Source organism: Oceanomicrobium pacificus, assembly GCF_009833495.1.
Taxonomy (GTDB): Bacteria; Pseudomonadota; Alphaproteobacteria; order Rhodobacterales; family Rhodobacteraceae; genus Oceanomicrobium; species Oceanomicrobium pacificus.
Map to the genome: position 1 here is coordinate 237,588 of NZ_WUWG01000003.1, position 22,706 is coordinate 260,293.

Sequence of the window (22,706 nt, forward strand, 5' to 3'; positions counted from 1 at the left end):
CCCCGGCTTTGGTCCGGGGCACCGGCCCCTAGAAAGAGCTGCCATGATCCCGATGTTCCGCCGCACCCTGCCGCTTCTTCTTGCCGCCGGACTGATGGTCCTGCCCGTCAAGGTGCAGGCGCAGAGCGCCGATGCGCAGACGCTTGCGGATATCCGAGCGGAACTGACCGACCTTTACAACCAGATCGGCAGCCTGCGCCGCGAATTGGTGCAGAACCCCGGTCCGGCTGCGGGCACCGATGGCGGCACGGTCAACACCGGCCCGGCGTTGCAGCGGCTCGACGTGCTGGAGGCCGATCTCCGCCAGATCAACGGCCGTGTCGAGGAATTGCAGAACCGGATCACGCAGATTGTCGAGGACGGGACCAACCGGATCGGCGATCTGGAATTCCGCCTTGTGGAACTTGAAGGCGGCGACACGTCGCTTCTGGGCGATACGCCCACGCTAGGCGGCGATGCTGTGACCGCGACGCCGCTCGCACCCGTGGACGGGCAGGGCGGCACGGTGGCAAGCGGTGGGATCGTCGAGAATTCGACCGGCGGCACGGCGGGCGGGCAGGCGGGCGGCGAAGCCGTGGCGATGGCCGTCGGCGAGCAGGCCGAATTCGACCGTGCGCGTGCGGCCTATGAGGCCGGTGACTATGCGCAGGCTGCGGAACTCTTCTCCCGCTTCTCGGAGACCTATCCCGGCGGTCCGCTCAGCGTCGAGGCGCAGTTCCTGAAAGCCGAAGCCCTGTCGGCTGCGGGCGACTGGGCCAACGCGGCGCGGGCCTATCTCGGCATCGTCAGCGGCGGCCCCTCGGGCGATTATGCGCCGATGTCGATGTACAAGCTCGGTGTCAGCCTTGCGCGGCTCGGGCGGCGGGACGAGGCCTGCCTGACCTTCGATGAGGTGCAGAACCGCTATCCGGGCGCGCCGTCGCAGGTCCTGTCGGACACGCTGTTGCAAAAACAGAATCTCGGATGCCGCTGAGCGGCGATCTGGACACCCCCACCCCACCGGAGAGTGACCTTCCGGACCTGTCTGCCGCGCTGGACGGTCTGGAGCCGCGCGACCTGCTGCTGGCCGTCTCGGGCGGGAGCGACAGCCGCGCCATGCTTGAACTCGTGCGCGACTGGGCAGGCGACGCGGCGGGCGATCTGCTGGTGGCGACCGTCGATCACGGGTTGAGGCCCGGCAGCGCGGCCGAGGCGCGGTGCGTCGCCGCGACATGCGCGGGGCTCGGCATCGCTCACCGCATCCTGACATGGACCGGCTGGACCGGGGAGGGCAACCTGCAGGCGGCGGCCCGCGCAGCCCGGCGCGACCTGCTGTCGGAGCTTGCACGGCAGGAGGGCCGCTCGGCGATCCTTCTGGGCCATACGCGCGACGATCAGGCCGAGACGGTGCTGATGCGGCTCGGTCGCGGTGCGGGCGTGGACGGGCTGTCGGCCATGGCGGTCAGGCAACGGCAGGCGGGTTGCCTCTGGATCCGGCCGCTCCTCGGCCAGCGGCGCGACCGATTGCGGCACATGCTGCAGGCGCGCGAAATCAGCTGGATCGAGGATCCGTCGAACGAGGATGACCGGTTCCTGCGCATCCGGCTGCGGCAGGCCGGCGCGGCGCTCGACGCGCTCGGCCTCACGGTCGACGGGCTCGCGGACAGTGCCGCGGCGCTCGGTTCTGCGCGCGAGGTGCTGGAGGATGCCGCGCTGGCGCTTGGTCATGCCTGCCTGTCCGAGACCGTGCGCGGCGAGGTGCGCCTCGCCCATGACAGCTATTCGGCCGCGCGCACCGACAGCCGCCTGCGGGTCCTGTCCGCGGCGCTGCGCACGGTGGGCGGCGCTGCCTATCGCCCGCGGCAGGAGGATTTGGCACGGCTCGACGCGGCACTCCTGAGCGGCGGCCCGGCATTGCCGGCCCGCACGCTCGCCGGCTGTCTGGTGCGCGGCCGCGGCGGCCAGGTGGAGATCCTGCGCGAACCCGCGCGCCTGCCCGATCCCGCGCCTGCCGACCAGTGGTGGGACGGGCGCTGGCGGCTCGCCGACCGGCCCGAAGACGCCCCTGACAGGCTTGTGATCGGGGCGTTGACGGCGGCCGGGTGGCGCGATTTCGCGCCCGACATGCCGTCCGGACCCGACTGCGACCGGTTGGCGCTGGAGGTTGCCCCGGCAATCTGGCACGATGGGAAGGTCATCGCCGCGCCCTTCCTCGCGGAGGCGGCCGGTCAGCCGACACCGTGGCAGATCGTTGCCCATCCGCGGCGCAGCAGCGTGTTTTTGCGGCTGACCCCACGTTGAAAGCCTGATAACAGGCGCTATGTAAAGTCACTGGACGGCCGGAGCCGGAGCGCTGCTCTGTGCCGCAACTGGGAGACCAAAGTGAACAACACGAAAAACATCGCGTTCTGGGTGATCCTGTTCCTGCTGGTCGTTGCCTTGTTCAACGTCTTCAGTTCAGGCGGGTCGCAGACCTCTGCACGCGATACGAGCTTCTCGAGCTTCCTCGACCAGGTCGAGGCCGATCAGGTCACCTCTGTCCGGATGGACGGGGAAACCGTCTATTTCACGACGCAATCGGGAAGCAACCTCAAGACGATCCAGCCGGCGGACGCCAATCTGGTGGAGGTGCTGCGCGAGCATAATGTGGAAATCGTCGCCGCGCCGCAGGAACAGTCGGGCTTCGTCTCGACGCTCAGCCTCTGGCTGCCCTTCCTGCTGCTGATCGGCGTCTGGATCTTCTTCATGAACCGGATGCAGGGCGGCGGACGCGGCGGCGCGATGGGCTTTGGCAAGTCCAAGGCAAAACTGCTGACCGAACGCGCCGGACGGGTGACGTTCGACGATGTGGCCGGCATCGACGAAGCCAAGGAAGAGCTGGAAGAGATTGTCGAGTTCCTGCGCGACAGCCAGAAATTCTCCCGCCTTGGCGGCAAGATCCCCAAAGGCGCGCTGCTCGTCGGCCCGCCGGGCACCGGTAAGACGCTGCTCGCCCGTGCCATTGCCGGCGAGGCAGGCGTGCCCTTCTTCACCATTTCGGGCTCCGACTTTGTCGAGATGTTCGTGGGCGTCGGCGCCAGCCGCGTGCGCGACATGTTCGAGCAGGCCAAGAAGAACGCGCCCTGCATCGTCTTCATCGACGAGATCGACGCAGTCGGGCGCCATCGCGGCGCCGGCTATGGCGGCGGCAATGACGAGCGCGAACAGACGCTGAACCAGCTTCTGGTGGAGATGGACGGGTTCGAGGCGAACGAGGGTGTGATCCTTCTGGCCGCCACCAACCGGCCCGATGTGCTCGACCCCGCGCTTCTGCGCCCCGGCCGGTTCGACCGGCAGGTGCAAGTGCCGAACCCCGACATCAAGGGCCGTCAGAAGATCCTTGACGTGCATGCCCGCAAGGTGCCTCTCGGCCCCGATGTGGACCTGCGCATCATCGCACGCGGCACGCCCGGCTTCTCCGGTGCTGATCTGGCCAACCTCGTGAACGAGGCGGCGCTGATGGCCGCGCGGACCGGCAAGCGGTTCGTGACGATGGAAGATTTCGAGAATGCCAAGGACAAGGTGATGATGGGGGCGGAGCGCCGCTCCATGGTCATGACCGAGGACGAGAAGCGCTTGACCGCCTATCACGAGGCCGGTCATGCGGTTGTCGGGCTGAACGTGCCGCAGCATGATCCGATCCACAAGGCGACGATCATCCCGCGCGGGCGGGCGCTTGGGCTTGTGCTCTCGCTTCCCGAGCGCGACCAGCTGTCGGTCACGATGACCAAGTACAAGTCGAAGATCGCGATGGCGATGGGCGGCAAGGTGGCCGAGGAGCTGATCTTCGGGCCGGAGAATGTGACTTCCGGCGCGGCGTCGGACATCCAGCAGGTGACCAAGATCGCCCGCGCGATGGTGACCCAGTTCGGCATGTCCTCCACGCTCGGCAATATCGACTATTCCAACGAGCAGATGACCTATCTCGGCCCGCAGGGCGGGGGCGTCAATGCCGGCCCCGAAACCCAGGAGCAGATCGACGCCGAAGTGCGCCGTCTGGTCGATGAGGGCTACGAGACCGCGAAACGCATCCTGACCGAGAAGCATCAGGAGCTGGAGAATCTCGCCAACGGGCTGCTGGAATATGAAACGCTCACCGGACCCGAGATCACCAAGGTGATTGCAGGCGAGCCGCTCAACCGCGGTGGTGACGATGATGACCTGCCGACGGGCGGCACGCCGAGCGTGATCTCGATCCCGAAGGCGGGCAAGCCGAAGCCCCAACCGCCGATCGTTGACGGCGATCCCGAACCGACGACCTGATCGCCGGATCACGGTTTGAACATTTGAAACCCCGCGGGTGCATACCGCGGGGTTTTTCGCATCTTTCGGGTTCCGTGATCGGGCGCGAGCCGTTAGCGTGCCCGCAACGCCATCTGCCAGGAAGGACAGCGCGCATGCCCATCGTCTCGCCCACCGACATTACCGGCACCGTGGATTGGCTCGGCCTTGTGGCGGACCGGGAGGTGACGCTCTGCGCCGATCCGGTCACGGAGGTGGAGGTCACCTATGCGGGCTTCACCGGCGAATATCACGGCGGGCTGACGCGGGGCTCCTGCTCGCGGGTGCTGGCACAATATCCCGAACGCGGCACCGAGATCCGCAACACCCGGCAGATCACCATCCTGTCGGCCGAGGAACTGGCCGATATTGCCGCGGCAATGGAGCTTGAAAGCGTCAATCCAGAATGGGTCGGCGCCAATCTGGTGCTGCGCGGCATTCCCGACCTGACGCAGATGCCGCCTGCATCCCGCCTCGTGTTCGAGGGCGGCGTGACCATCACGGTGGATGTGGAGAACGGCCCTTGCCAGTTCCCTGCGCAAGTGATCGAGAAAATCCATCCCGGCCACGGCAAGCGGTTCAAGTCCGCCGCGGAAGGCCGGCGCGGTGTAACGGCCTGGGTGGAGCGTGAAGGGCGCATCACACTGGGCGAGACCGTCCGGCTTCATGTGCCGCCCCAGCGCATCTACCGCCACGCAGCACAGGGCTGACAACAGTCCTTTCGCGCCGATCCGCCTGCCTGCGCCACCGACGCGGGCGCAGGGTTCCGATCCGATACGCGGGTTTCCCGCACGCAGGGCCCGCGTGTCGCCTTCGACCGGCCAGCGGTCGAAAACCGCTTGGCACGGCACGGAAAAAGCTTTGAGTGTGGCGCGAGAGAGCCAAGCCAGGCAGGGAGACGGCCATGACAGTTGCATCCGATATCGAAATCGCCCGCGCGGCAAAAAAGAAACCGATCCGGGAGATCGGCGACCGTCTGGGCATCCCCGAAGATGCGTTGCTGCCCTTCGGCCATGACAAGGCGAAAATCTCGGCCGAGTTCATAGACGGGCTGAAGGACCGTCCGAACGGCAAGCTCATTCTTGTGACCGCGATCAACCCGACGCCTGCGGGCGAGGGCAAGACCACGACCACGGTCGGGCTTGGTGACGGGTTGAACGCGATCGGCAAGAAGGCCGCAATCTGTATCCGGGAGGCCTCTCTCGGACCGTGCTTCGGGATGAAGGGGGGCGCGGCCGGCGGCGGTTACGCGCAGGTCGTCCCGATGGAGGATATGAACCTCCATTTCACTGGCGATTTCCACGCGATCACCTCGGCGCACAACCTGCTCTCGGCGATGATCGACAATCACATTTACTGGGGCAACGAGCTGGAGATCGACCAGCGCCGCGTCGTCTGGCGGCGGGTCATGGACATGAACGACCGGGCGCTGCGCGACGTGGTGACCTCGCTCGGCGGCGTGGCGAACGGCTTTCCGCGGCAGGGCGGTTTCGACATCACCGTGGCGTCCGAGGTCATGGCGATCCTGTGCCTCGCGACCGATCTGGCGGACCTGCAGCGGCGGCTCGGGGACATCATCGTCGCCTATCGTCGTGACCGCACGGCAATCACCTGCCGCGAGATCAAGGCCGACGGGGCGATGACGGTGCTCCTTCAGCAGGCGATGCAGCCCAATATCGTCCAGACGCTGGAAAACAATCCCGCTTTCGTGCATGGCGGGCCGTTCGCGAACATTGCCCATGGCTGCAACTCGGTCATTGCGACCACGACCGCGCTGAAACTGGCCGACTATGTGGTGACGGAGGCCGGGTTCGGCGCCGACCTCGGGGCCGAGAAATTTATGAACATCAAGTGCCGCAAGGCGGGCCTGTCGCCTGATTGCGTGGTGCTCGTCGCGACGATCCGCGCGATGAAGATGAACGGTGGCGTGACCAAGGACAATCTGGGCAGCGAGAATGTCGATGCGGTCCGTGACGGGTGCGAGAATCTGGGCCGCCATATCGGCAACCTCAAATCCTTCGGTGTGCCGGTCGTCGTTGCGATCAACCATTTCATCTCCGACACGGAGGCCGAGGTCGCGGCGGTGAAGGACTATGTGGCCAGCCAGGGGGCGGAGGCCTATCTCTGCAAGCATTGGGCCGACGGCTCGGCCGGCATCACCGAACTGGCCACGCGCGTGGCGCAGGTGGCCGACAGCGGCGTCTCGCAATTCGCGCCGCTCTATCGCGACGAGTTGCCGCTCTTCGAGAAGATCGAGGCGATCGCGAAACGCATCTACCGCGCCGACGAGGTGCTCGCCGACAAGAAAATCCGCGACCAGCTCCGCCAGTGGGAAGCGGACGGGTTCGGCGACCTGCCGATCTGCATGGCCAAGACGCAATACAGTTTCACCACCGATCCGAACCTGCGCGGCGCGCCGCGCGGCCATTCGGTGCCGGTGCGGGAGGTGCGGCTGTCCGCCGGTGCGGGCTTCGTCGTGGTGATCTGCGGCGAGATCATGACCATGCCGGGCCTGCCGCGCGTCCCGTCGGCCGAGGCGATCGGCCTGAATGATGCAGGCCAGATCGAGGGGCTCTTCTGAACCGCGGCGACAGGGCGCGTGCCTGCCCCCTTGCAGTGGTTAGCGGATGGCGTATGAAAGCTGGCATCCGGCCATGCGCCGCACACGGCACGAGGGGAGACACACCGTGACAGCCCAGATCATCGACGGAAAGGCCCGGGCTGCCGCCCTGCGCGCCGATATCGCCACCCATGTCGCACGCCTGTCGCAGGATCATGGTGTCACGCCGGGGCTCGCCGTGGTGCTGGTGGGCGAGGACCCGGCCAGCCAGGTCTATGTGCGCTCCAAAGGCCGCCAGACGGTCGAGGCAGGCATGGAAAGCTTCGAGCACAAGCTGCCCGCCGACACGTCCGAAGACGCGCTGCTCGCGCTCATTGACGATCTGAACAAGGACCCGCAGGTGCATGGCATCCTTGTGCAATTGCCTTTGCCGGATCATCTCGACAGCGATCTTGTCATCAATGCGATCGACCCGGCCAAGGATGTGGACGGATTCCATATCTCCAATGTCGGCCTGCTCGGCACCGGGCAGGATGCGATGGTGCCCTGCACGCCGCTCGGGTGCCTGATGCTGCTGCGCGAAACGCTCGGCGACCTGAGCGGGATGGACGCCGTGGTTATCGGGCGTTCGAACATCGTCGGCAAACCGATGGCGCATCTGCTGCTGGGCGACAGTTGCACGGTGACCATTGCCCACAGCCGCACCCGCGATCTGCCCGCCCGCGTCGCGGCAGCCGATATTGTGGTGGCCGCCGTCGGGCGCCCGCAGATGGTGAAGGGCGACTGGATCAAGCCCGGGGCCACCGTCATCGATGTGGGCATCAACCGGATCGACAAGCCCGAGGGCGGCACGCGCCTTGTCGGGGATGTGGATTTCGACAGTGTGGCCCCTGTGGCTGGCGCGATCACGCCGGTGCCGGGGGGGGTCGGGCCAATGACCATTGCCTGCCTTCTGGCCAACACGCTCACCGCCTGTTGCCGCATCCACGGGCTGCCGGTGCCCGAGGGGCTGACCGCCTGAGGTCAGGCGAGCGCCCGGTCGAGCGGGACCGGCACGGCACGGCGCCCCAGCATGACCGCGACCGCGCCCGGTTTCAGGAGCGCATCGAGCGGGGCCTTGGTGCAGGACAGGCCGCCCGTGTAGCAGCCGAAAGCCGGCAGGATTGCGCGGGCACCCGAGATCAGGAAACAGCGCCGGACCTGCCGCCCGGCGCGTGTCGCCACCCCATGTTTGGGGTGGTAATGGCCGGACAGTTCCGGCCCGGTTTCCGACGGATCGGCAATGTGGCGCAGCGTGACCGGCCCGACGGTGGCGCGGTCGCGGTGGCTGCCGCCCAATGCGATCGGCGCGGGATCGTGGTTGCCCGCGATCCAGACCCATTCCCGGCCCGCCATCAGCCCGGTCAGCCCGTCCTCGATATCCGGCGGCAGTGCCAGACCGGCCGCGTCGTCGTCGAAACTGTCGCCCAGACAGTAGACGGTCGCCGGGTTGCAGGCGCGGACCGCATCTGCCAGACGGATCAGCGTCTCGGTGCTGTCATAGGGCGGCAGCAGCGACCCGCCGCGCCGCGCCATCCGTTCCGACTTGCCGAAATGGAGGTCCGCGACGCAAAGCGCGCGGGCCTCGGGCAGCCAGAGCGTGCCATCGGCACGGGCCTGCATGGATGTGCCGGACAGGGAAAATTCATAGGCGGTCATGGCGATACAAAACGCGAACACGAGTGATTTGGCAAGCCATGACCTCAGGGCGCGTCGAGACCGGCCTCGGCCATCATCTGCGCCGCTTCCTCCTCCAGCGCATCATCCTGCGCCAGCCCTTTGATCGGGACCTTGCCCACTTCGAGCAGCAACGGCGCGGCCATGGGTGTCACATGCGGCGCGCGGCGATGGTCGATCCGCCCGTCCGTGCGGGCGAGCATTTCGTCGATCCGCTCGAAACTGACGAGACCATGCATCGCTTCGCGCCGGGTGATTTCCATCATCAGATGGTCGGGATCGAAGCGGCGCAGCGTGTCGTAGAGAATGTCGGAGGAAAAGGTCGCCTGCCGCCCCGACTTGCGTTGCCCCGGCAGGTTGCGTTCCAGTAGCCCGCCAATGGTCGCCACCGTCCGGAAAGTGCGCTTCATCACGGCATTTTCGCCCAGCCAGTCCTGCCAGCCCTGTTTCAAGGGGCCGGAGGCCAGCAATTCCGCGGGGTCCGCAACCTCGGTCAGCCCCCAGATCAGCAGCGCGTAATCGTTGGAGACAAAGCCCACGGGCGCGAGGTTCAGGCTCTCCATCCGGCGGGTCAGGAGCAAGCCCAGTGTCTGCATCGCGTTCTTGCCGGCAAAACCGTAGAGGCAGAGATAGGACCGGTTCTTGCGGGTGAAGGTCTCCACCAGCAGCCGGTCATGCGCGGGCAGGGCGGAAATGTCTTCCTGCAGGTCGAGCCAGTCACGCGTATGTGCCGGCAGGCGGTGCCGGGCTGCTGCATCATTCACCAGTTCGAGATAGCGTTCCGACAGGCGCGTCGAGCAGGCCAGCTTGGTGCCCTGAAACACCGCGATCCGCGGCTCGCGCGAGGGCGACCGGCTGACCATGACGGTCATTTCCTTCAACGTGTCATAGCGGACCACCTGACCGCCGATCAGAAACGTATCGCCGGGCGTGAGCGAAGCGACGAAGCTTTCCTCCACCTCCCCCAGACCCGGTCCGCCGCGCAGACGCACTTTCAGCGTCTCCGTATCGACAATGGTGCCCGCGTTCATGCGCAGCATCGAGGCGCGGCGCGGGTCGCGTAATTGCCAGAGCCCGTCCGGCCGCTGCATCAGGCGCTGCCAGCGGTCATAGGCGCGCAGCGCATATCCGCCGGTGGCACAATAGTCGAGGCAACGGTCGTAATCGGCGCGAGGCAGGCGGCGGTAGGGGCCGGCACTGCGCACTTCGCCGAACAGCGCATCCGCGTCGAAGGGCGCGGCACAGGCCGACAGCAGGATATGTTGGCAGAGCACGTCGAGCGGCCCGTCGGCGCGGCGCTCGCCGTCCAGATCGCGCGCGGCCACCGCGTCGAGCGCGGCGCGGCATTCGATCACCTCGAACCGGTTGGCCGGCACCAGCAACGCGCGGGACGGCGCATTGTAGCGATGGTTGGCGCGGCCGATCCGCTGCACCAGCCGTTTCACGTTCTTCGGTGCGCCGACTTGGATCACCAGATCGACATTGCCCCAGTCGATCCCCAGATCGAGCGACCCGGTGCAGACCACCGCCCGCAAGTCCCCCGCGACCATTGCCGCCTCGACCCGGGCGCGTGCATCGCGTGACAGCGAGCCGTGATGCAGCCCGATCGGCAAATTGGCGTCATTCACCTGCCAGAGCGCCTGAAAGAAGAGTTCCGCCTGCGCGCGCGTGTTGATGAAGACCAGCGTTGTGCGTGCGGCCGCGATGGCGTCCATCACCTCGTGCACCGCATAGCGCCCGCCCATGCCCGACCAGGGCGGCGGGTGGGCCGTGTCGAGGATGGCGATGTCCGGGGCCGGTCCCGGGTCGGCATGGATGATCCGGCAGGCACCGGCACCCTCCGGCGGGCCAGGCGCCATGAAATCGGCCAGTGCGGGCGGGTCTTCCACCGTGGCCGACAGGCCCACGCGCGCGGCATCGGGGGCCAGCGTTGCCAGCCGGGACAGGGCCAGCATCAGCTGGTCGCCGCGCTTGCTCTCGGCCAGGGCATGGATTTCGTCCAGAACGATCCGTTTCAGGCCGGCGAAGATCTGTGGCGCCTCGGGATAGGAGAGCAGAAGCGCGAGCGATTCCGGCGTTGTGAGCAGGATATGCGGCGGGTCCACCCGTTGGCGTTTGCGTTGTGCCTGTCCCGTGTCACCGGTCCGGTCCTCGATCCGGATCTTCAGCCCGAGCGCGTCGGCCGGGTGCCGCAGGTTGCGCGCGATGTCATTGGCCAGCGCCTTCAGGGGCGAGACATAGAGCGTGTGCATCCCCGGGCCTGCACCGCCGGACAGGTCAACGAGCGTTGGCAGGAATCCCGCCAGCGTCTTGCCGCCGCCCGTGGGTGCGATCAGGAGCGTCGCCGGTGCATCCCGCGCTTCAAGGAGCGCCAACTGGTGCGGATGCGGGGTCCAGCCCTGTCGGGCGAACCAGTTCTGAAACGCTGCGGGCAGACGGGTGCGGGTCATGGCGCCAAGATGGGGCAGCCGGTGCGCCGGGTCCAGCCGCGCTGTGGCTCAGTCGCGAAAGACCGGATCACGTTTCTGCAGGTTGGCCATCACTGCTTCGATCTGGTTCGGCTGGCCCACCAGACCGGCCTGCGCCGCGGATTCGGCGGCCAGCACGTCTGCCCTGTCCGCGCCGAGGCTGCGGGTGATGAGCGCTTTGGCCGTGCGCACCGCATCGGGGCTGCGCGCCGCGACCTGCGCAGCAAGTTCGCGGGCGCGGGCCAGCGGATCATCCGCCAGTTCGGTGACAAAGCCCCAGTCGCGCGCGTCCGGCGCTTCGAATGTCTCTGCCGTGTAGGTCAGGCGCCGGATCACATCCTCCCGCGCGAGGCTTGGCATCAGCACCAGCCCGCCCATGTCGGGCACAAGGCCCCAGCGGCCCTCCATGATCGAGAAGCGGCAATCGGGTGCGGCCACGCGGATATCCGCGCCCAGCATGATCTGGAACCCGCCGCCAAGCGCGAACCCGTGCAAAACCGCGATGACCGGTACCGGCAGGTCGCGCCAGACAAGAGCCGCGGCCTGAAAGAGGTTCCCATCCCCGTGCGTGCGGTTGTTGATCATCTGCGGCGAGACCTTGCCGGAGACAAATTCGCCAAAGCCGGTGAAATCGAGGCCGGCACAGAACCCGTCGCCCGCGCCGTGCAGCACGACCGTGCGCAGACCGTCCGCATCGGCCAGCGCGTCCGCGGTAGTGACCAGTGCCTCCAGCAGATCGGGCGTGAGCGCGTTGCGCTTCTCGGGGCGGTTCAGGCAGACCTCGGCGATACCGCCGGTCTGGGTAAGAGTGACAAGTTCGGACATTGGACCTCCGGTCGGGATGGACGCGTTGCGCCCACCCTATCAGGAACCGGCCCGTCCGCAGACACCGCCGTGGCGTCAGCTTTCGTCGACGAAAAGGTTTTCCCAGGCGCGATCCACAAGCGGGATGGTCATTTTCCGCTCGAGATTTTCATAGTCGATGATGGACAGCATCTGATCGATCAGGAACGGCGCGTGGTAGGAGGCGAAACTGTTGTTCACCTCGGGGTATTTGGTCTTGAGCAGGTGCGCGAGCACCTCCTCCTCGGGCGGGAACTTGAAGGCTCGCGCCGTCTTGATGAAGATCTTGATGAAGTCGTCGCGGCTCGGATTGTCGACCTTGATCTTGTAGTAGATACGCCGGAGTGCGGCGCCATCGAACATTTCCGACGGTGCGAAGTTGGTCGAGAAGACGACAAGCGTGTCGAACGGCACCATGAATTTCTGGCCCGACTGCAGCGACAGGATGTCGAAGCTCGATTCCATCGGAACGATCCAGCGGTTGATGAGCGCCTGCGGCGGTTCGGACTGGCGGCCCAAATCGTCGACGATGAAGACGCCGCCGGTGGCCTTGAGCTGCAGCGGTGCCTGATAGGTGCGGCTGACCGGGTTGTAGTTGAGGTCGAGCATCTCGAGCGTCAATTCACCACCGGTCATCACGGTCGGACGGCGGCAAAGCAGGTAGCGCTGGTCGAACTGGGCGCCGGAGCGGCGCAGCGCGCTCGTATCCTCTTCCTCGCCCTTGGCGAGCGTGTGCACGATCGGATCGTAGACCGAGATCACCTGCCCGCCATATTCGAGGAAGCGCGGCACATAGATATTGTCCCCCAGCGCGTCGCGGATGCCGTTGGAGATGGAGGATTTGCCGTTGCCCGGCGGTCCGTACATCAGCACCGAACGCCCCGAGTTCACGGCCGGACCAAGCTGGTCGAGCATCCCTTCGGGCAGGACCAGATGCTGCATCGCGCCCTCGAGCTTCTCGCGGGTGATGACGGCATCGCCGATCGCCTGTTTGGCCGTCTGCTTCCAGTAATCGGGCAGGGGGACCGGCAGGGCGCCGAAATATTCGGACTGCGCCAGTGCATCGAGCGCGCGGGCCTTGCCGCTGTCGGTCAGCTGGTAGCGCAGTTCCGACGTGGTCGAGGCGCCGATGGCCCCGAGCGTCTCGATCAGGTTCTGCGTGCGGCACATGTCGATCAGTTCCTGTGCGATCGGAACGGATACGCAGAGCGTGCGGGAGATTTCCGACACGTTGGACAGGTTTCGCCGGAACATGGTCTTGAGCATGATGTCGCGCATCATGATGTCTTCCAGTCCGGTATCGGACATGTTGACGGGCGCCTTGGGCGCGAAGGAAGTGTGAATCGGTTCGCTCATGTCCGGATCCTGTTCAAAGCACGTGACGCGGCGCCGCATCACCTGCGACCCGCTTACCACATGGCGACAGTATCGCCCGATCAGGGCATTTTTTTGACCGTGAAAGCAGGTAGAACAATCCGAACTGATCCGATGTGAGGCTTTCATGCAACGAGTATCCTCGCCGCTGGTATTGGCGATCCTGCAGGCATCCCTGATTGCACTGGCCGGTCTGGCGACATTGCATACGGGCAATCTCTATATCGACACTCATGAAATCGATCTGTTCCATGTTGTTGATATCGTGAATAGAATGGCGGCCGGCTTGCGGCCCCATGTCGACTTCATGACCCCGCTGGGGGCACTGTCCTTTTGGCCTTTTCTTGCGTTGCAGACGGTCACGGATTCTGTCGGTCCGATGCTTCAGGGCGGGCAGATTCTGGTTGCCGCCCTGTCCGCACCGGTCATCCTCTATGTCGGCCTGACGCGCCTGAAAGGCATCCCGCGGATCACGTTCGTTCTGCTCTGCACGGCGATGCCGCTTGCGCTCGTACCGTCCGGTCTCGTCTCCGGTCCGTCCATATCGAATTTCTACAACCGGTGGGGCTGGTGCTGGGCGTCGGCGCTCCTGCTCCTGCTCCTCCTTCCCAACCGACGGCTTGAGGGCGAGCATGCCGCCAACGGATGGGATGCAACCGTCGCCGCACTTCTCATGTGCGCGCTGGCCATGTTGAAAGCGACGTTCTTCGTGGGGCTCGCGCCTGCGGTTTTGCTCTGGGTCATCCGAGAACGTGCCTGGTTGTTTCTTGCCGTCTCCGGGTCCGTCTTTCTGGGCCTGACGCTGTTGCTGGGCGGCTTTGACTATTGGATCGCCTATGTGGGTGACGTTTTTGACATGGTGGGGGTGGATACGCTGAAACGGGCCAATGGCGGCATCTTCGGCATGCTGGTCGAGCCCATGGCGCTACCGGTTTTCGGTCTCGTCCTGTTGGCAATCGTGGCAACCAGACAGCGTGAGGCCTACCTGCATATCGGCGTGATGCTTCTCGTCCTGTTGCCGGGTCTGGCCTTCATCCAGTATCAGTCCTGGGGACATGATCCGATCTGGGCGCTTGCCGTTGGCCTCGTCCTGATTGCCGCTTTCCCGTCGCGCTCGCGGATCCGCACGCTCGGCGTCGGTGTGGTGGCTTTGTCCCTGCCGGCGCAGATCAACTATCTTGGATCGATTGCCAACGCTGTTGCGATCAATGATGCAGCTCATCGCGCTGCGCTGGAAACCGGACCGTTCGAGTCCGTTCGCGTCGAGGCTGGCAAAAAGAACCAGAACATCGTCTACAAGCAGGAAGAGCCGTTCGGTGGCGCAGGTTACGATTATGAGGGTCTCGACGTCACGTTCCTCGGCGAAACCGTCTCGGTCTGCTTCCGGCGCGCCGGTCTGTTTGGCCAGTATGAGACGATCGCGGCCCAATTGCCCGGACTCGGGGTCGAAAAGGACGACCGGCTGATCTCCGGCGAGGGGATCAACCTCTACTGGGCTTATGGGTTCAGGCAGCCGGATGATCTGGCGCCCTGGTACTATCTCGGCACAGATGGGTTCGCGGCGGCAGACTGGCTCGTCGTGCACACTTGTCCTGATCGGCCGGATCAGGCCCGCTACGTATTGCAGGCCGTTGAAAGCGTATCAACCGACTGGGAACAGATCCATCAGGACGATCTGTTCCGGCTCTACCGTCGCGTCAGGTGAGCAGAACCCAGAGTTGGTAGAAGATGAGTGACCCGGCCAGGGCGAGGCCCATCGGGAAATATTTCTTCTCCGACCAGGATTTCCAGTTTTCCGCCACATGGCCGGTGGTCAGCGTGCGCACGAACATCCGGTGGGTGAATACTGCCGCTAGTGTCGTGACACAGGCCATCAGCAGGAACGGGCCGTAGTCGCCGGGCGCCACAAACGGGATCATGGCGGTGACGAATTTCGCGTCGCCGCCGCCAACCAGCCCGCCCATGTTGAGCAGGAAACCGATCACCAGCGCCACGGCGGCCGCGATGAGCCGCACGCCGAACGCGCCCCAGGGCAGGATCAGGATCGCGCAGACGCAGAAAGCCACGAACATCCACAGGCAGAGCCGGTTCGGGATCTTCATCACCGACAGGTCGGAATAGGCCGCCCAGAGGCAGAAGGGCAGGGCGGCGAGGAAGAAGATCAGCGCCGCATAGGGCTGGAGGATGTCGAGTGCCATGTGCCTCTCCTCAGCCGCTCATCTCGCCACGTAGGCGGTTGAGGTTGTTCTGCGCTTCCTCGAAGAATTGCGGATGGCGGTCGATCGCCTCCTCATAGAGGCCGAGCGCCTCCTGTCGGTCGCCATTCTGCTCCGCCAGCTGCCCCAGATTGTTCAGAAGGATCGCTTCCTCGGTCTCTGTCAGCCGCACCGACGGCAGGCGGTAATTGCCCTGCTGCCCGCGCGCGATGGCGAGGTTGTTCTTCGGATTGAAGAGCTTGTCGTCATAGGTAATCGACTCGAGGAACAGCTGCTCGGCGCGCGGATAGTTGCCGCGGCTGAGGTTCGAGATCCCCCAGTTGTTGAGGATGTTCGCAGGCCGCGTCGTCAGCCCGCGCGCGATCTCGTAGAAACTGTCGGCCTTCTTCCAGTCGCGGTTCCGGTCGGCCATGATGGCTTCCAGCCGGTAGCGGTCATAGGTCTCGTAAGTCGGCGGGATGGAGTCGAGCGTCGCCTTGGCCGTGTCCCAGTCGCCCTTGCGGATCAGCGCCTCCGCATAGGCCAGACGGTCATCATTGTTGGCCTTGCCGGAACTCAGGAGCTGTTTGTAGACGACAGTCGCCTCGTCATCGCGCCGCGCGCGGGACAGCGATTTTGCATAACCGCGGGTGAATTCCAGGTTGCCCGGATTCTTTTCCAGCGCCGCCTTGAAATAGATGACGGCCTCGTTTGGATCGGCGGAACTGAGATAGATTTCGTTGAGCGATGGGGCCAGATCCTCGAACTCGCCCTCTTCGATCAGTTCCGCTTTCTTCTCGTCGGTGATCTCGCCGGTGCAGCCTGCGAGAATCAGTGCACCGACCAGACCGGTGAAGGCCGGACCGAACCGATGTGCCTGCATGTTCTGCTTCCTCGTTTTTTGTCGCCGCTTATTCGTCGGCGCTCACCAAAAGGTAGCGCCCATTGCCCTGCCGGACCAGCATGAAATCGGAATCGATCTCCTCGTCGCGCGAGAGTGCGGCAATATTGTCCTCGGCGCGGATCAGGTTCTGACGGATATCCTCGGTCGCGCCATTGTCGAGCGCGAAGGCCACGCGGAAGGCTTCGCGCGCCTCGTAATATTCGCCAAGCGCACTCAGCGCGATGCCCAGATTGTTCCAGGCCGGCACGAACGTGTCGTCCTGATCGAGCGCCTTGCGCAGATAGTGGCTGGCCTGCGAGGCCCGGCCCAGTTTCAGGTTCGCGGTGCCGATCGAACTCAGAACCTCGCTGTTGAGCCCGTGTTCGGGGATCGCGCGGGTATAGGCCTGCAGCGCAAGTTCATATTCCTGCGCCTCCATCAGCCGGTGGCCAACAATGAGTGGATCGACCGACTGGCCGCGCGCGACGCCGGTCGGCGCGTTCGGGCCGGAGGTGATCGGGCTCAGCCTGTTCGTGTCCTCACAGGCGGGCAGGGCAAGGAGACAGGCGGTCAGGAGGAGGGGCGGGCCGATGCGGCGCGCCGTCACTGGCCACCGCCCAGAAGGTTGACATAGATGTCGTACATCGACGGTCCCACAAGGATGATGAGCAGCGGCGGAACGGTGAACATCATGGTGCCGAGCGTCAGTTTCGTCGGCAGCTTGTTGGCCTTTTCCTCCGCCCGCATCACGCGTTTGTCGCGCATCTCGGACGCGTAGACGCGCAGCGCGTCGGCAATCGAGGTCCCGAAGGTTGCGGACTGTACGAGCACGGTGACGAAGGCGCTGATATCGGCCACGCCGCAGCGTTCGCCCATGTCGCGCAGCACGGTGACACGGTCCTTACCGGCGCGCATCTCGTGGCTGACGATTTCGAACTCCTCGGCCAGTGTCGGATAGCCGCCGCGGATTTCCTGGCTCACGCGCAGGATCGCCTGATCGAGAGACTGGCCGGCCTCGACGCAGACGAGCATCAGGTCGAGCGCGTCGGGGAAGCCGTTGGTCACATCCTCCTGGCGCTGCTGGCGGCGGCGCTCCACCCAATAGTTGGGCGCGAAATAGCCGATGGCGCCAGGCACGAGCACCGAGATGATGACCGAGGCCAGACCGGGTTCGTCAGAGCGCAGGAAGACCGAGATAAGGCCCAGCATCAGAAGGCTGAGACCGAGCACCAGACGGATGAAGTTGAACGTGGTGACTGCCGAACGTGTCCGGTAGCCCGCCTGAATCATCTTCATCCGCGTGTCGGAAAATTCCTTCTGGTCCTGCGGTTCCAGATAGGGGGCGAACTTGTCGAGGCTGCTCTTGCCGCTGTCGAACCGCAGGCGGACCGGGCTTTCCTGCACATTCTGCCGGGTGACCTTGCCGCCGGCCAAACCGTCAAGCCGGTCGAGCGGATCGGGTTCCTTTTTGAAGAGGATCGGCAGCGACAGGAGCACGAGCACGGCCCCCAGCACACCCAGCACCATGAACGGCCCCATGGGACCGAACGCGGCGATGATGAATTCCCAGCCCTGGCTGAACATGGTGGCCCCCGGCTAGACTTTGATGTCGACCATCATCTTCATGAAGATGATGTTCACGACAAGGAAGATGGCAACGACAACGGCGGCGGGCACGAAGAAGGGGCTGCCCTGCACATCGTCATAATAGCCCGGCTGCATCACGTTGATAAGGATCAGCGCGGCAATCGGAAAGACCGACAGAAACCAGCCGGACCAACGCGCTTCGGCGGTGATCGCCTGCACCCGGCGGAAGAGCTTGAAGCGCGCGCGGATCACCTTGGCCAGACCGTCGAGAATTTCGGCAAGGTTACCACCCGACTGGCTCTGGATCGACACGGCCACGGACAGGAATTTCACGTCCTGCACATCAATCCGCTGGGCCATCTTGTCGAGCGATTCCATGACGCTCATGCCGTAGGTGCTCTCATCCGCGATGATGCCGAATTCGGTCCCGAGCGGGTCGGGCATTTCCTGGGCCACGATGTTGATCGCCGAGGATACCGGATGGCCGACGCGCAGCGAGCGGACCATCAGTTCCACAGCGTCGGGCAGCTGTTCCTCGAACAGGCCCATGCGTTTCTTGGCCTTGTTGTTGAGCCATGTGAAGATCGCGAAATACCCCATCACCACGGAGACGCCGATGCGGATCGCCATGCCGGCGGAGGTGAAGAGCGTCAGCCCGATGAAGCTGACCACGCCGACCAGCACCATCATGATCAACAGGCCCGTGGGCGAGAAGGCGATATTGGCCTGTGCGGCCTTTTCGGCCAGAACCGACAGGACGGGCAGGGACCGACTTTCGCGATGCTGCTCGCGCTCGCGGCGGAGCGTCTCCAGCACCTCTTCGGGGTCTTCGCCCTGTTCCAGCAGTGCCAGCCGGCGGTTGACCCGCGATTGCAGCCGGACCGACTTGCCGAAGATCAGAAGGTAGACCCCTTCGACCATGAAGAGGACGGCCACGAAGATCAGGGCATAGATGAGTGGCTCGAAGCTCATTATTGCTGTCCCCCATGCGCCTGAACGGTGTAGAGCGAGGTGGGCAGCTCGAAGCCCCACTGCTTGAACCGTTCGGAATAATGCGAGCGGAGGCCGGTGGGGACGAACCGCCCGAGGATCTTGCCCTCTTCGGTCAGGCCTTCGCGTTGGAATTTGAAGATTTCCTGCATGGAGATGATCTCACCCTCCATGCCGGTCACCTCGGTGATCGAGACCATGCGGCGCGAGCCGTCCTGCAGGCGGCTGACCTGCACGATCAGGTTCACAGCCGACGCGATCTGAGCGCGCGATGCCTTGATCGGCATCTCCACCCCGGTCATCGCGATCATGTTCTCCAGTCGGGATACGGCGTCGCGGGCCGAGTTGGCGTGGATCGTGGTCATCGACCCGTCATGGCCGGTGTTCATGGCCTGCAGCATGTCGATGACTTCCTCGCCGCGCGTCTCACCGACGATGATGCGGTCTGGACGCATACGCAGCGCGTTGCGAAGCAGGTCACGCTGGCTGACCTCGCCCTTGCCCTCGACGTTGGGCGGGCGGCTTTCCATCCGGCCGATATGGGTCTGCTGGAGCTGGAGTTCGGCCGTATCCTCGATCGTCACGATACGCTCGGCATTGTCGATGAAACTCGACAGGGCGTTGAGCGTGGTCGTCTTACCCGAACCGGTCCCGCCCGAGACGATGATGTTGAGCCGGGTCGACACGGCGGCCTGCAGATAGGCGGCCATGCCTTCGGTGAAAGCGCCGAAGGTGATCAGGTCATCGACCTTCAGCTTTTCCTTCTTGAATTTACGGATGGAGACGAGCGAGCCGTCGACCGCACAGGGCGGCACCATCGCGTTGAAACGCGAGCCGTCCTGCAGACGGGCATCGACATAGGGGTGGCTTTCATCGACGCGGCGGCCCACGGCGGAGACGATCTTGTCGATGATCCGCAGCAGGTGGCGCTCATCCTTGAATTTCACATTGGTGAGCTGCAGCTTGCCGTCGCGTTCCACGAAGACCTGCTGCGAGCCGTTCACCAGAATATCGTTGACCGTATCGTCGCGCAGGAGCGGTTCCAGCGGGCCGAGGCCGGTGACCTCGTAGATCAGGTCCTGGTTGAGCAGGTCCACTTCGGCATTGTTGAGCACAACGCCCAGATCGCGCAGCGTTTCGCGCGCGATCGTGTTGATCTCGCGCTTCAGGTCATTCTCGTCGGCTTTCTCGATTGCGGCGAGGTTCAGCGTTTCCAGAAGTTTCTTGTGAACCGACATGCGCACTTCGAGGATCCGCTCGCGGCGCTTTTCCTCACGCTCGCGCTCGGCCACCAGCGCCGGATCTTCCTGTGCCTCGACGCCGCGCTTCATCAACGCGCGTGTCTTCTCCGCAGCCTCGACATCGATGGACGGCGCGGCGGGGACGACTTCATCCTTTTTGTAGCGTCGGAACATGGGCAGTCCTCATTTCATCTTCAGGTCGCGACAGCGGCCTTGTCCGCCTCGACCTGCTCCAGCAGGGCTTCGGCAATCTTGCGCACTTCCTTGCGCAGGGGGTTCTTTGCGGCCACCTCCGAGAGCGGCAGGCCCTGGTCACAGGCCTGCGCCACCGGCTTGCCGCCATCGGGCAGGAGCACGTCGAGCGACACGCCAAGGCTCTCGCCCAGTCGTTTCACCCGGGCCTTGCCGGACATGTCGGTGAAGCCGGGCGCACGGTTGAGGATGAATTGCACCTTTTCGAAGGGCAGTTCCTCGGCCTTCAGCGCGCGCAGGAACCGCAGCGTGTTCTGCGCCGAGCGCATGTCGATCTCCAGCACGGTGAAATAGGTCTCCGCCGCCTTCAGCACATTGTCCGACCAGTGGACGAGCGCCTGCGGCATGTCGATGATGATGAAATCATAGCTGTCGCGCGCAATATCGATCAGCTTCTGCACATCCTCAGGCGCGATAATGTCGAGCGGCAACGCATCCATCGGCGAGGTCAGCACCGCAAGGCGCGACTTGAACGAGGTCAGGGCCTGCGCCAGTGCGTCATGGTCCATCGAGGCCGGATCGGAAATCAGCTCGTAGATGGCTTCCCGCCGGGGCAGGTCGAGATAGGTCGCGACCGAGCCGAACTGGAAGTTGAAATCAAGCAGCGCCACGCGCTTGTCGCTTTTGCGCGACGCGGTGGCCAGTTCCCAGGCCAGGTTCACGGCGAATGTGGAGGCACCAACGCCCCCGGCCACACCATAGACCGGCAGCACGAACCCGTGGCGGCGCTTCTTGCGCTTTTCCTCGGGCTCGGCATTGTTGACCTTGCGGTCGCGCAGGTTGACGAAACTGTCGCGCAGCGCACCGTCGGGGATCGGGTAGGGGATGAAATCATCCGCGCCGAGCCGCATCAGCTGGTGCAGGGCAGCGGGGTTCACGTCCTTGACGACAAGCACCACGGGCAGGCCGATGCGCTTGGCCTTCAGGATATATTCCGTGACGATGTTGAGATTCTGTTCGTCCGCGGCGGAGACACCGACCACGGCAAATTCGAGCACCTCGGACTTGCCCTCATCGAGAACAGCCAGACCACTGTCGAAGTCGAGCGGCTGCCAGCTGTCATTGAACTCATTGTCGAGTTCTTCGACCAACTGGTTGAATTCGGTCATGTCACGCATGACCGCATAGGCTTCAACCGCTTTGTTTTTTGCTTTCAGAAGCAGAGCCATGCGAGCTACCTACTTTAAACAGTCAGAATACTACGGAAACACTTACACCAGCGCGCAATCCGGGCAGTACACCGCTCCAATTTGTCGAAAGTAAGGCACCCGCTCCGCTGGCGGCGCCGGGAAGCGCCATTCGCGTCGAGTGTTTCGACGGAGCCACAACGCGGCTCTGGAGAGATGGACCGAATGTACGCGACAACTTACGCTTCCTTCCAAGCTAGCAATATAGAAACAAAGAGGAAACGGAAGAATCCGGCAAATTCCCGAAATTTGATCCTGTTGCCGACAGGTCACCACGCGTGATCGGTCCCTGAAGGCGCGGCGGGCGGGCAGGGACGCGGCGAACCCCCTGGCGACGGACGTAAAAAAGGGGATCGCGGCGCGATCCCCAAAAATGGTTACCTGATGCTATAGGGCGGGCTGCGGCTGGAAATCGATCACTCGTCACGCTTCCAGGAGGCACCACAGCCGCCCGAACCGGCCCGAAGGCCGGACCTGTTCTTACTCGATGCCCTCGACATTGACCTCGGCGGTCGTGCCGGCGGCATAGTCGTTGTAGATGCGGTTCGCGACCTTGCCGTCGAAATCCGCACCGCGGCCGCGGACGAAGCCCGAGATCTCGGTCACCGTGCGGCGGTTGAGCCGCTCGCGGTTGGGCGTGTTGATCAGCGGGCGGGTCTCGCCGAAGGAGGCGACAGCGTCCATCCGGCTGCGGCTGACGCCACGTGCCACCAGATAGTTGACCGCCGACTGGGCGCGCCGCTGGCCGAGCGCCTGGTTGTAGCCCGGGGAACCGACGGCATCGGTGTGGCCGTAGATCCGGATCCGGACCGCGCCATTGGCCCGCAGCCAGGCGGCCTGCTTGTCGAGCGCCGCGCGGGCGTCGGGACCAAGCGCCGAGCTGTTGAAGTCGAAGTTGATCATATGCGGTGCCGCGGCCCGGAACTGCGCGTTGATCGAGTGGAGCGCTGCGGGGTCAACCCCGTAGGCCTGCTGGATCAGCTCGTTCTGCGTCACGGAGTTTCCGAACGCGCCCTCGTTCTTGAAGGCGCTGTCGCCCGCTTCGGTGGTGCAGCCGGCGACGGCCAGTGCCAGGACGGCGGCTGCGGATTTCAGTGCGATCGTGTTCATG

Annotated in this window: 19 protein-coding genes; 7 read left to right on the forward strand and 12 right to left on the reverse strand. The window is 64.6% G+C overall.

The window, feature by feature from the left end:
* Positions 1-43 precede the first annotated feature (43 nt).
* From ybgF to folD, 6 genes are all read left to right on the forward strand, one after another.
* Positions 44-973: a tol-pal system protein YbgF gene (ybgF, locus tag GSH16_RS07640; protein WP_235913077.1), complete on the forward strand. Its 930-nt coding sequence runs from the start codon at positions 44-46 to the stop codon at positions 971-973.
* A complete protein-coding gene (gene tilS, locus GSH16_RS07645; protein ID WP_160853689.1) occupies positions 964-2,280 on the forward strand; it encodes a tRNA lysidine(34) synthetase TilS in 1,317 nt (438 codons plus the stop codon). Before ybgF ends, tilS begins: the two co-directional genes overlap by 10 nt.
* Positions 2,281-2,361: 81 nt before the next feature.
* Complete coding sequence (gene ftsH / locus GSH16_RS07650) at positions 2,362-4,281, forward strand: ATP-dependent zinc metalloprotease FtsH (protein WP_160853691.1); 1,920 nt, start codon at positions 2,362-2,364, stop codon at positions 4,279-4,281.
* 134 nt (positions 4,282-4,415) lie between these two features.
* Positions 4,416-5,009, forward strand: a complete 594-nt coding sequence (locus tag GSH16_RS07655) for an MOSC domain-containing protein (protein ID WP_160853693.1) — start codon at positions 4,416-4,418, stop codon at positions 5,007-5,009.
* A gap of 194 nt (positions 5,010-5,203) precedes the next feature.
* Positions 5,204-6,880, forward strand: a complete 1,677-nt coding sequence (locus tag GSH16_RS07660; protein WP_160853695.1) for a formate--tetrahydrofolate ligase — start codon at positions 5,204-5,206, stop codon at positions 6,878-6,880.
* Positions 6,881-6,986: 106 nt separating this feature from the next.
* On the forward strand, positions 6,987-7,880 hold the full coding sequence (gene folD / locus GSH16_RS07665; protein ID WP_160853697.1) for a bifunctional methylenetetrahydrofolate dehydrogenase/methenyltetrahydrofolate cyclohydrolase FolD: 894 nt from the start codon (positions 6,987-6,989) through the stop codon (positions 7,878-7,880).
* A gap of 2 nt (positions 7,881-7,882) precedes the next feature.
* On the opposite strand, the gene pdeM is transcribed toward folD, so the two are convergent.
* The 4 genes from pdeM to GSH16_RS07685 form a co-directional block, all read right to left on the reverse strand.
* The gene (gene pdeM / locus GSH16_RS07670; RefSeq protein ID WP_160853699.1) at positions 7,883-8,557 is read right to left on the reverse strand and encodes a ligase-associated DNA damage response endonuclease PdeM; all 675 of its coding nucleotides are present in this window, start codon (positions 8,555-8,557) and stop codon (positions 7,883-7,885) included.
* 44 nt (positions 8,558-8,601) lie between these two features.
* A complete protein-coding gene (locus GSH16_RS07675) occupies positions 8,602-11,025 on the reverse strand; it encodes a ligase-associated DNA damage response DEXH box helicase (RefSeq protein WP_160853701.1) in 2,424 nt (807 codons plus the stop codon).
* A 48-nt stretch (positions 11,026-11,073) separates the two neighbouring features.
* A complete protein-coding gene (locus tag GSH16_RS07680) occupies positions 11,074-11,868 on the reverse strand; it encodes a crotonase/enoyl-CoA hydratase family protein (protein WP_160853703.1) in 795 nt (264 codons plus the stop codon).
* Between the two features lie 75 nt (positions 11,869-11,943).
* On the reverse strand, positions 11,944-13,242 hold the full coding sequence (locus GSH16_RS07685) for an ATPase (RefSeq protein ID WP_160853705.1): 1,299 nt from the start codon (positions 13,240-13,242) through the stop codon (positions 11,944-11,946).
* Positions 13,243-13,387: 145 nt separating this feature from the next.
* Between GSH16_RS07685 and GSH16_RS07690 the strand changes: the two genes are divergently transcribed.
* The gene (locus GSH16_RS07690; protein ID WP_160853707.1) at positions 13,388-14,965 is read left to right on the forward strand and encodes a hypothetical protein; all 1,578 of its coding nucleotides are present in this window, start codon (positions 13,388-13,390) and stop codon (positions 14,963-14,965) included.
* On the opposite strand, the gene GSH16_RS07695 is transcribed toward GSH16_RS07690, so the two are convergent.
* The 8 genes from GSH16_RS07695 to GSH16_RS07730 all read right to left on the reverse strand — a co-directional run bounded on the left by GSH16_RS07695 (position 14,958) and on the right by GSH16_RS07730 (position 22,705).
* Positions 14,958-15,458 carry an A24 family peptidase gene (locus GSH16_RS07695; RefSeq protein WP_160853709.1) on the reverse strand — a complete coding sequence of 167 codons (501 nt, stop codon included), beginning with the start codon at positions 15,456-15,458 and terminating at the stop codon, positions 14,958-14,960. The two genes, GSH16_RS07690 and GSH16_RS07695, sit on opposite strands and share 8 nt — an antisense overlap.
* 10 nt (positions 15,459-15,468) lie before the next feature.
* Positions 15,469-16,338: a tetratricopeptide repeat protein gene (locus tag GSH16_RS07700; protein ID WP_160853711.1), complete on the reverse strand. Its 870-nt coding sequence runs from the start codon at positions 16,336-16,338 to the stop codon at positions 15,469-15,471.
* 28 nt (positions 16,339-16,366) lie between these two features.
* Positions 16,367-16,945 carry a tetratricopeptide repeat protein gene (locus GSH16_RS07705; protein WP_328803200.1) on the reverse strand — a complete coding sequence of 193 codons (579 nt, stop codon included), beginning with the start codon at positions 16,943-16,945 and terminating at the stop codon, positions 16,367-16,369.
* Entirely contained in the window at positions 16,942-17,922 is a 981-nt protein-coding gene (locus GSH16_RS07710; protein ID WP_160853713.1) for a type II secretion system F family protein, read from the reverse strand. Before GSH16_RS07710 ends, GSH16_RS07705 begins: the two co-directional genes overlap by 4 nt.
* A gap of 12 nt (positions 17,923-17,934) precedes the next feature.
* A complete protein-coding gene (locus tag GSH16_RS07715; protein ID WP_160853715.1) occupies positions 17,935-18,897 on the reverse strand; it encodes a type II secretion system F family protein in 963 nt (320 codons plus the stop codon).
* Positions 18,897-20,330: a CpaF family protein gene (locus GSH16_RS07720; RefSeq protein ID WP_160853717.1), complete on the reverse strand. Its 1,434-nt coding sequence runs from the start codon at positions 20,328-20,330 to the stop codon at positions 18,897-18,899. Before GSH16_RS07720 ends, GSH16_RS07715 begins: the two co-directional genes overlap by 1 nt.
* 20 nt (positions 20,331-20,350) lie before the next feature.
* The gene (locus GSH16_RS07725) at positions 20,351-21,577 is read right to left on the reverse strand and encodes an AAA family ATPase (RefSeq protein WP_160853719.1); all 1,227 of its coding nucleotides are present in this window, start codon (positions 21,575-21,577) and stop codon (positions 20,351-20,353) included.
* Between the two features lie 498 nt (positions 21,578-22,075).
* Entirely contained in the window at positions 22,076-22,705 is a 630-nt protein-coding gene (locus GSH16_RS07730) for an OmpA family protein (RefSeq protein ID WP_235913079.1), read from the reverse strand.
* Between the last annotated feature and the right edge of the window lies 1 nt (position 22,706).

Coding starts and splice junctions, on each gene's coding strand:
- ybgF (WP_235913077.1), top strand. CDS start 44: ATGATCCCGATGTTCCGCCGCACCCTGCCGCTTCTTCTTGCCGCCGGA.
- GSH16_RS07700 (WP_160853711.1), bottom strand. CDS start 16,338: ATGCAGGCACATCGGTTCGGTCCGGCCTTCACCGGTCTGGTCGGTGCA.
- GSH16_RS07680 (WP_160853703.1), bottom strand. CDS start 11,868: ATGTCCGAACTTGTCACTCTTACCCAGACCGGCGGTATCGCCGAGGTC.
- GSH16_RS07695 (WP_160853709.1), bottom strand. CDS start 15,458: ATGGCACTCGACATCCTCCAGCCCTATGCGGCGCTGATCTTCTTCCTC.
- GSH16_RS07720 (WP_160853717.1), bottom strand. CDS start 20,330: ATGTTCCGACGCTACAAAAAGGATGAAGTCGTCCCCGCCGCGCCGTCC.
- GSH16_RS07685 (WP_160853705.1), bottom strand. CDS start 13,242: ATGAGCGAACCGATTCACACTTCCTTCGCGCCCAAGGCGCCCGTCAAC.
- GSH16_RS07690 (WP_160853707.1), top strand. CDS start 13,388: ATGCAACGAGTATCCTCGCCGCTGGTATTGGCGATCCTGCAGGCATCC.
- GSH16_RS07655 (WP_160853693.1), top strand. CDS start 4,416: ATGCCCATCGTCTCGCCCACCGACATTACCGGCACCGTGGATTGGCTC.
- GSH16_RS07725 (WP_160853719.1), bottom strand. CDS start 21,577: ATGGCTCTGCTTCTGAAAGCAAAAAACAAAGCGGTTGAAGCCTATGCG.
- GSH16_RS07710 (WP_160853713.1), bottom strand. CDS start 17,922: ATGTTCAGCCAGGGCTGGGAATTCATCATCGCCGCGTTCGGTCCCATG.
- GSH16_RS07715 (WP_160853715.1), bottom strand. CDS start 18,897: ATGAGCTTCGAGCCACTCATCTATGCCCTGATCTTCGTGGCCGTCCTC.
- pdeM (WP_160853699.1), bottom strand. CDS start 8,557: ATGACCGCCTATGAATTTTCCCTGTCCGGCACATCCATGCAGGCCCGT.
- GSH16_RS07660 (WP_160853695.1), top strand. CDS start 5,204: ATGACAGTTGCATCCGATATCGAAATCGCCCGCGCGGCAAAAAAGAAA.
- GSH16_RS07675 (WP_160853701.1), bottom strand. CDS start 11,025: ATGACCCGCACCCGTCTGCCCGCAGCGTTTCAGAACTGGTTCGCCCGA.
- tilS (WP_160853689.1), top strand. CDS start 964: ATGCCGCTGAGCGGCGATCTGGACACCCCCACCCCACCGGAGAGTGAC.
- GSH16_RS07730 (WP_235913079.1), bottom strand. CDS start 22,705: ATGAACACGATCGCACTGAAATCCGCAGCCGCCGTCCTGGCACTGGCC.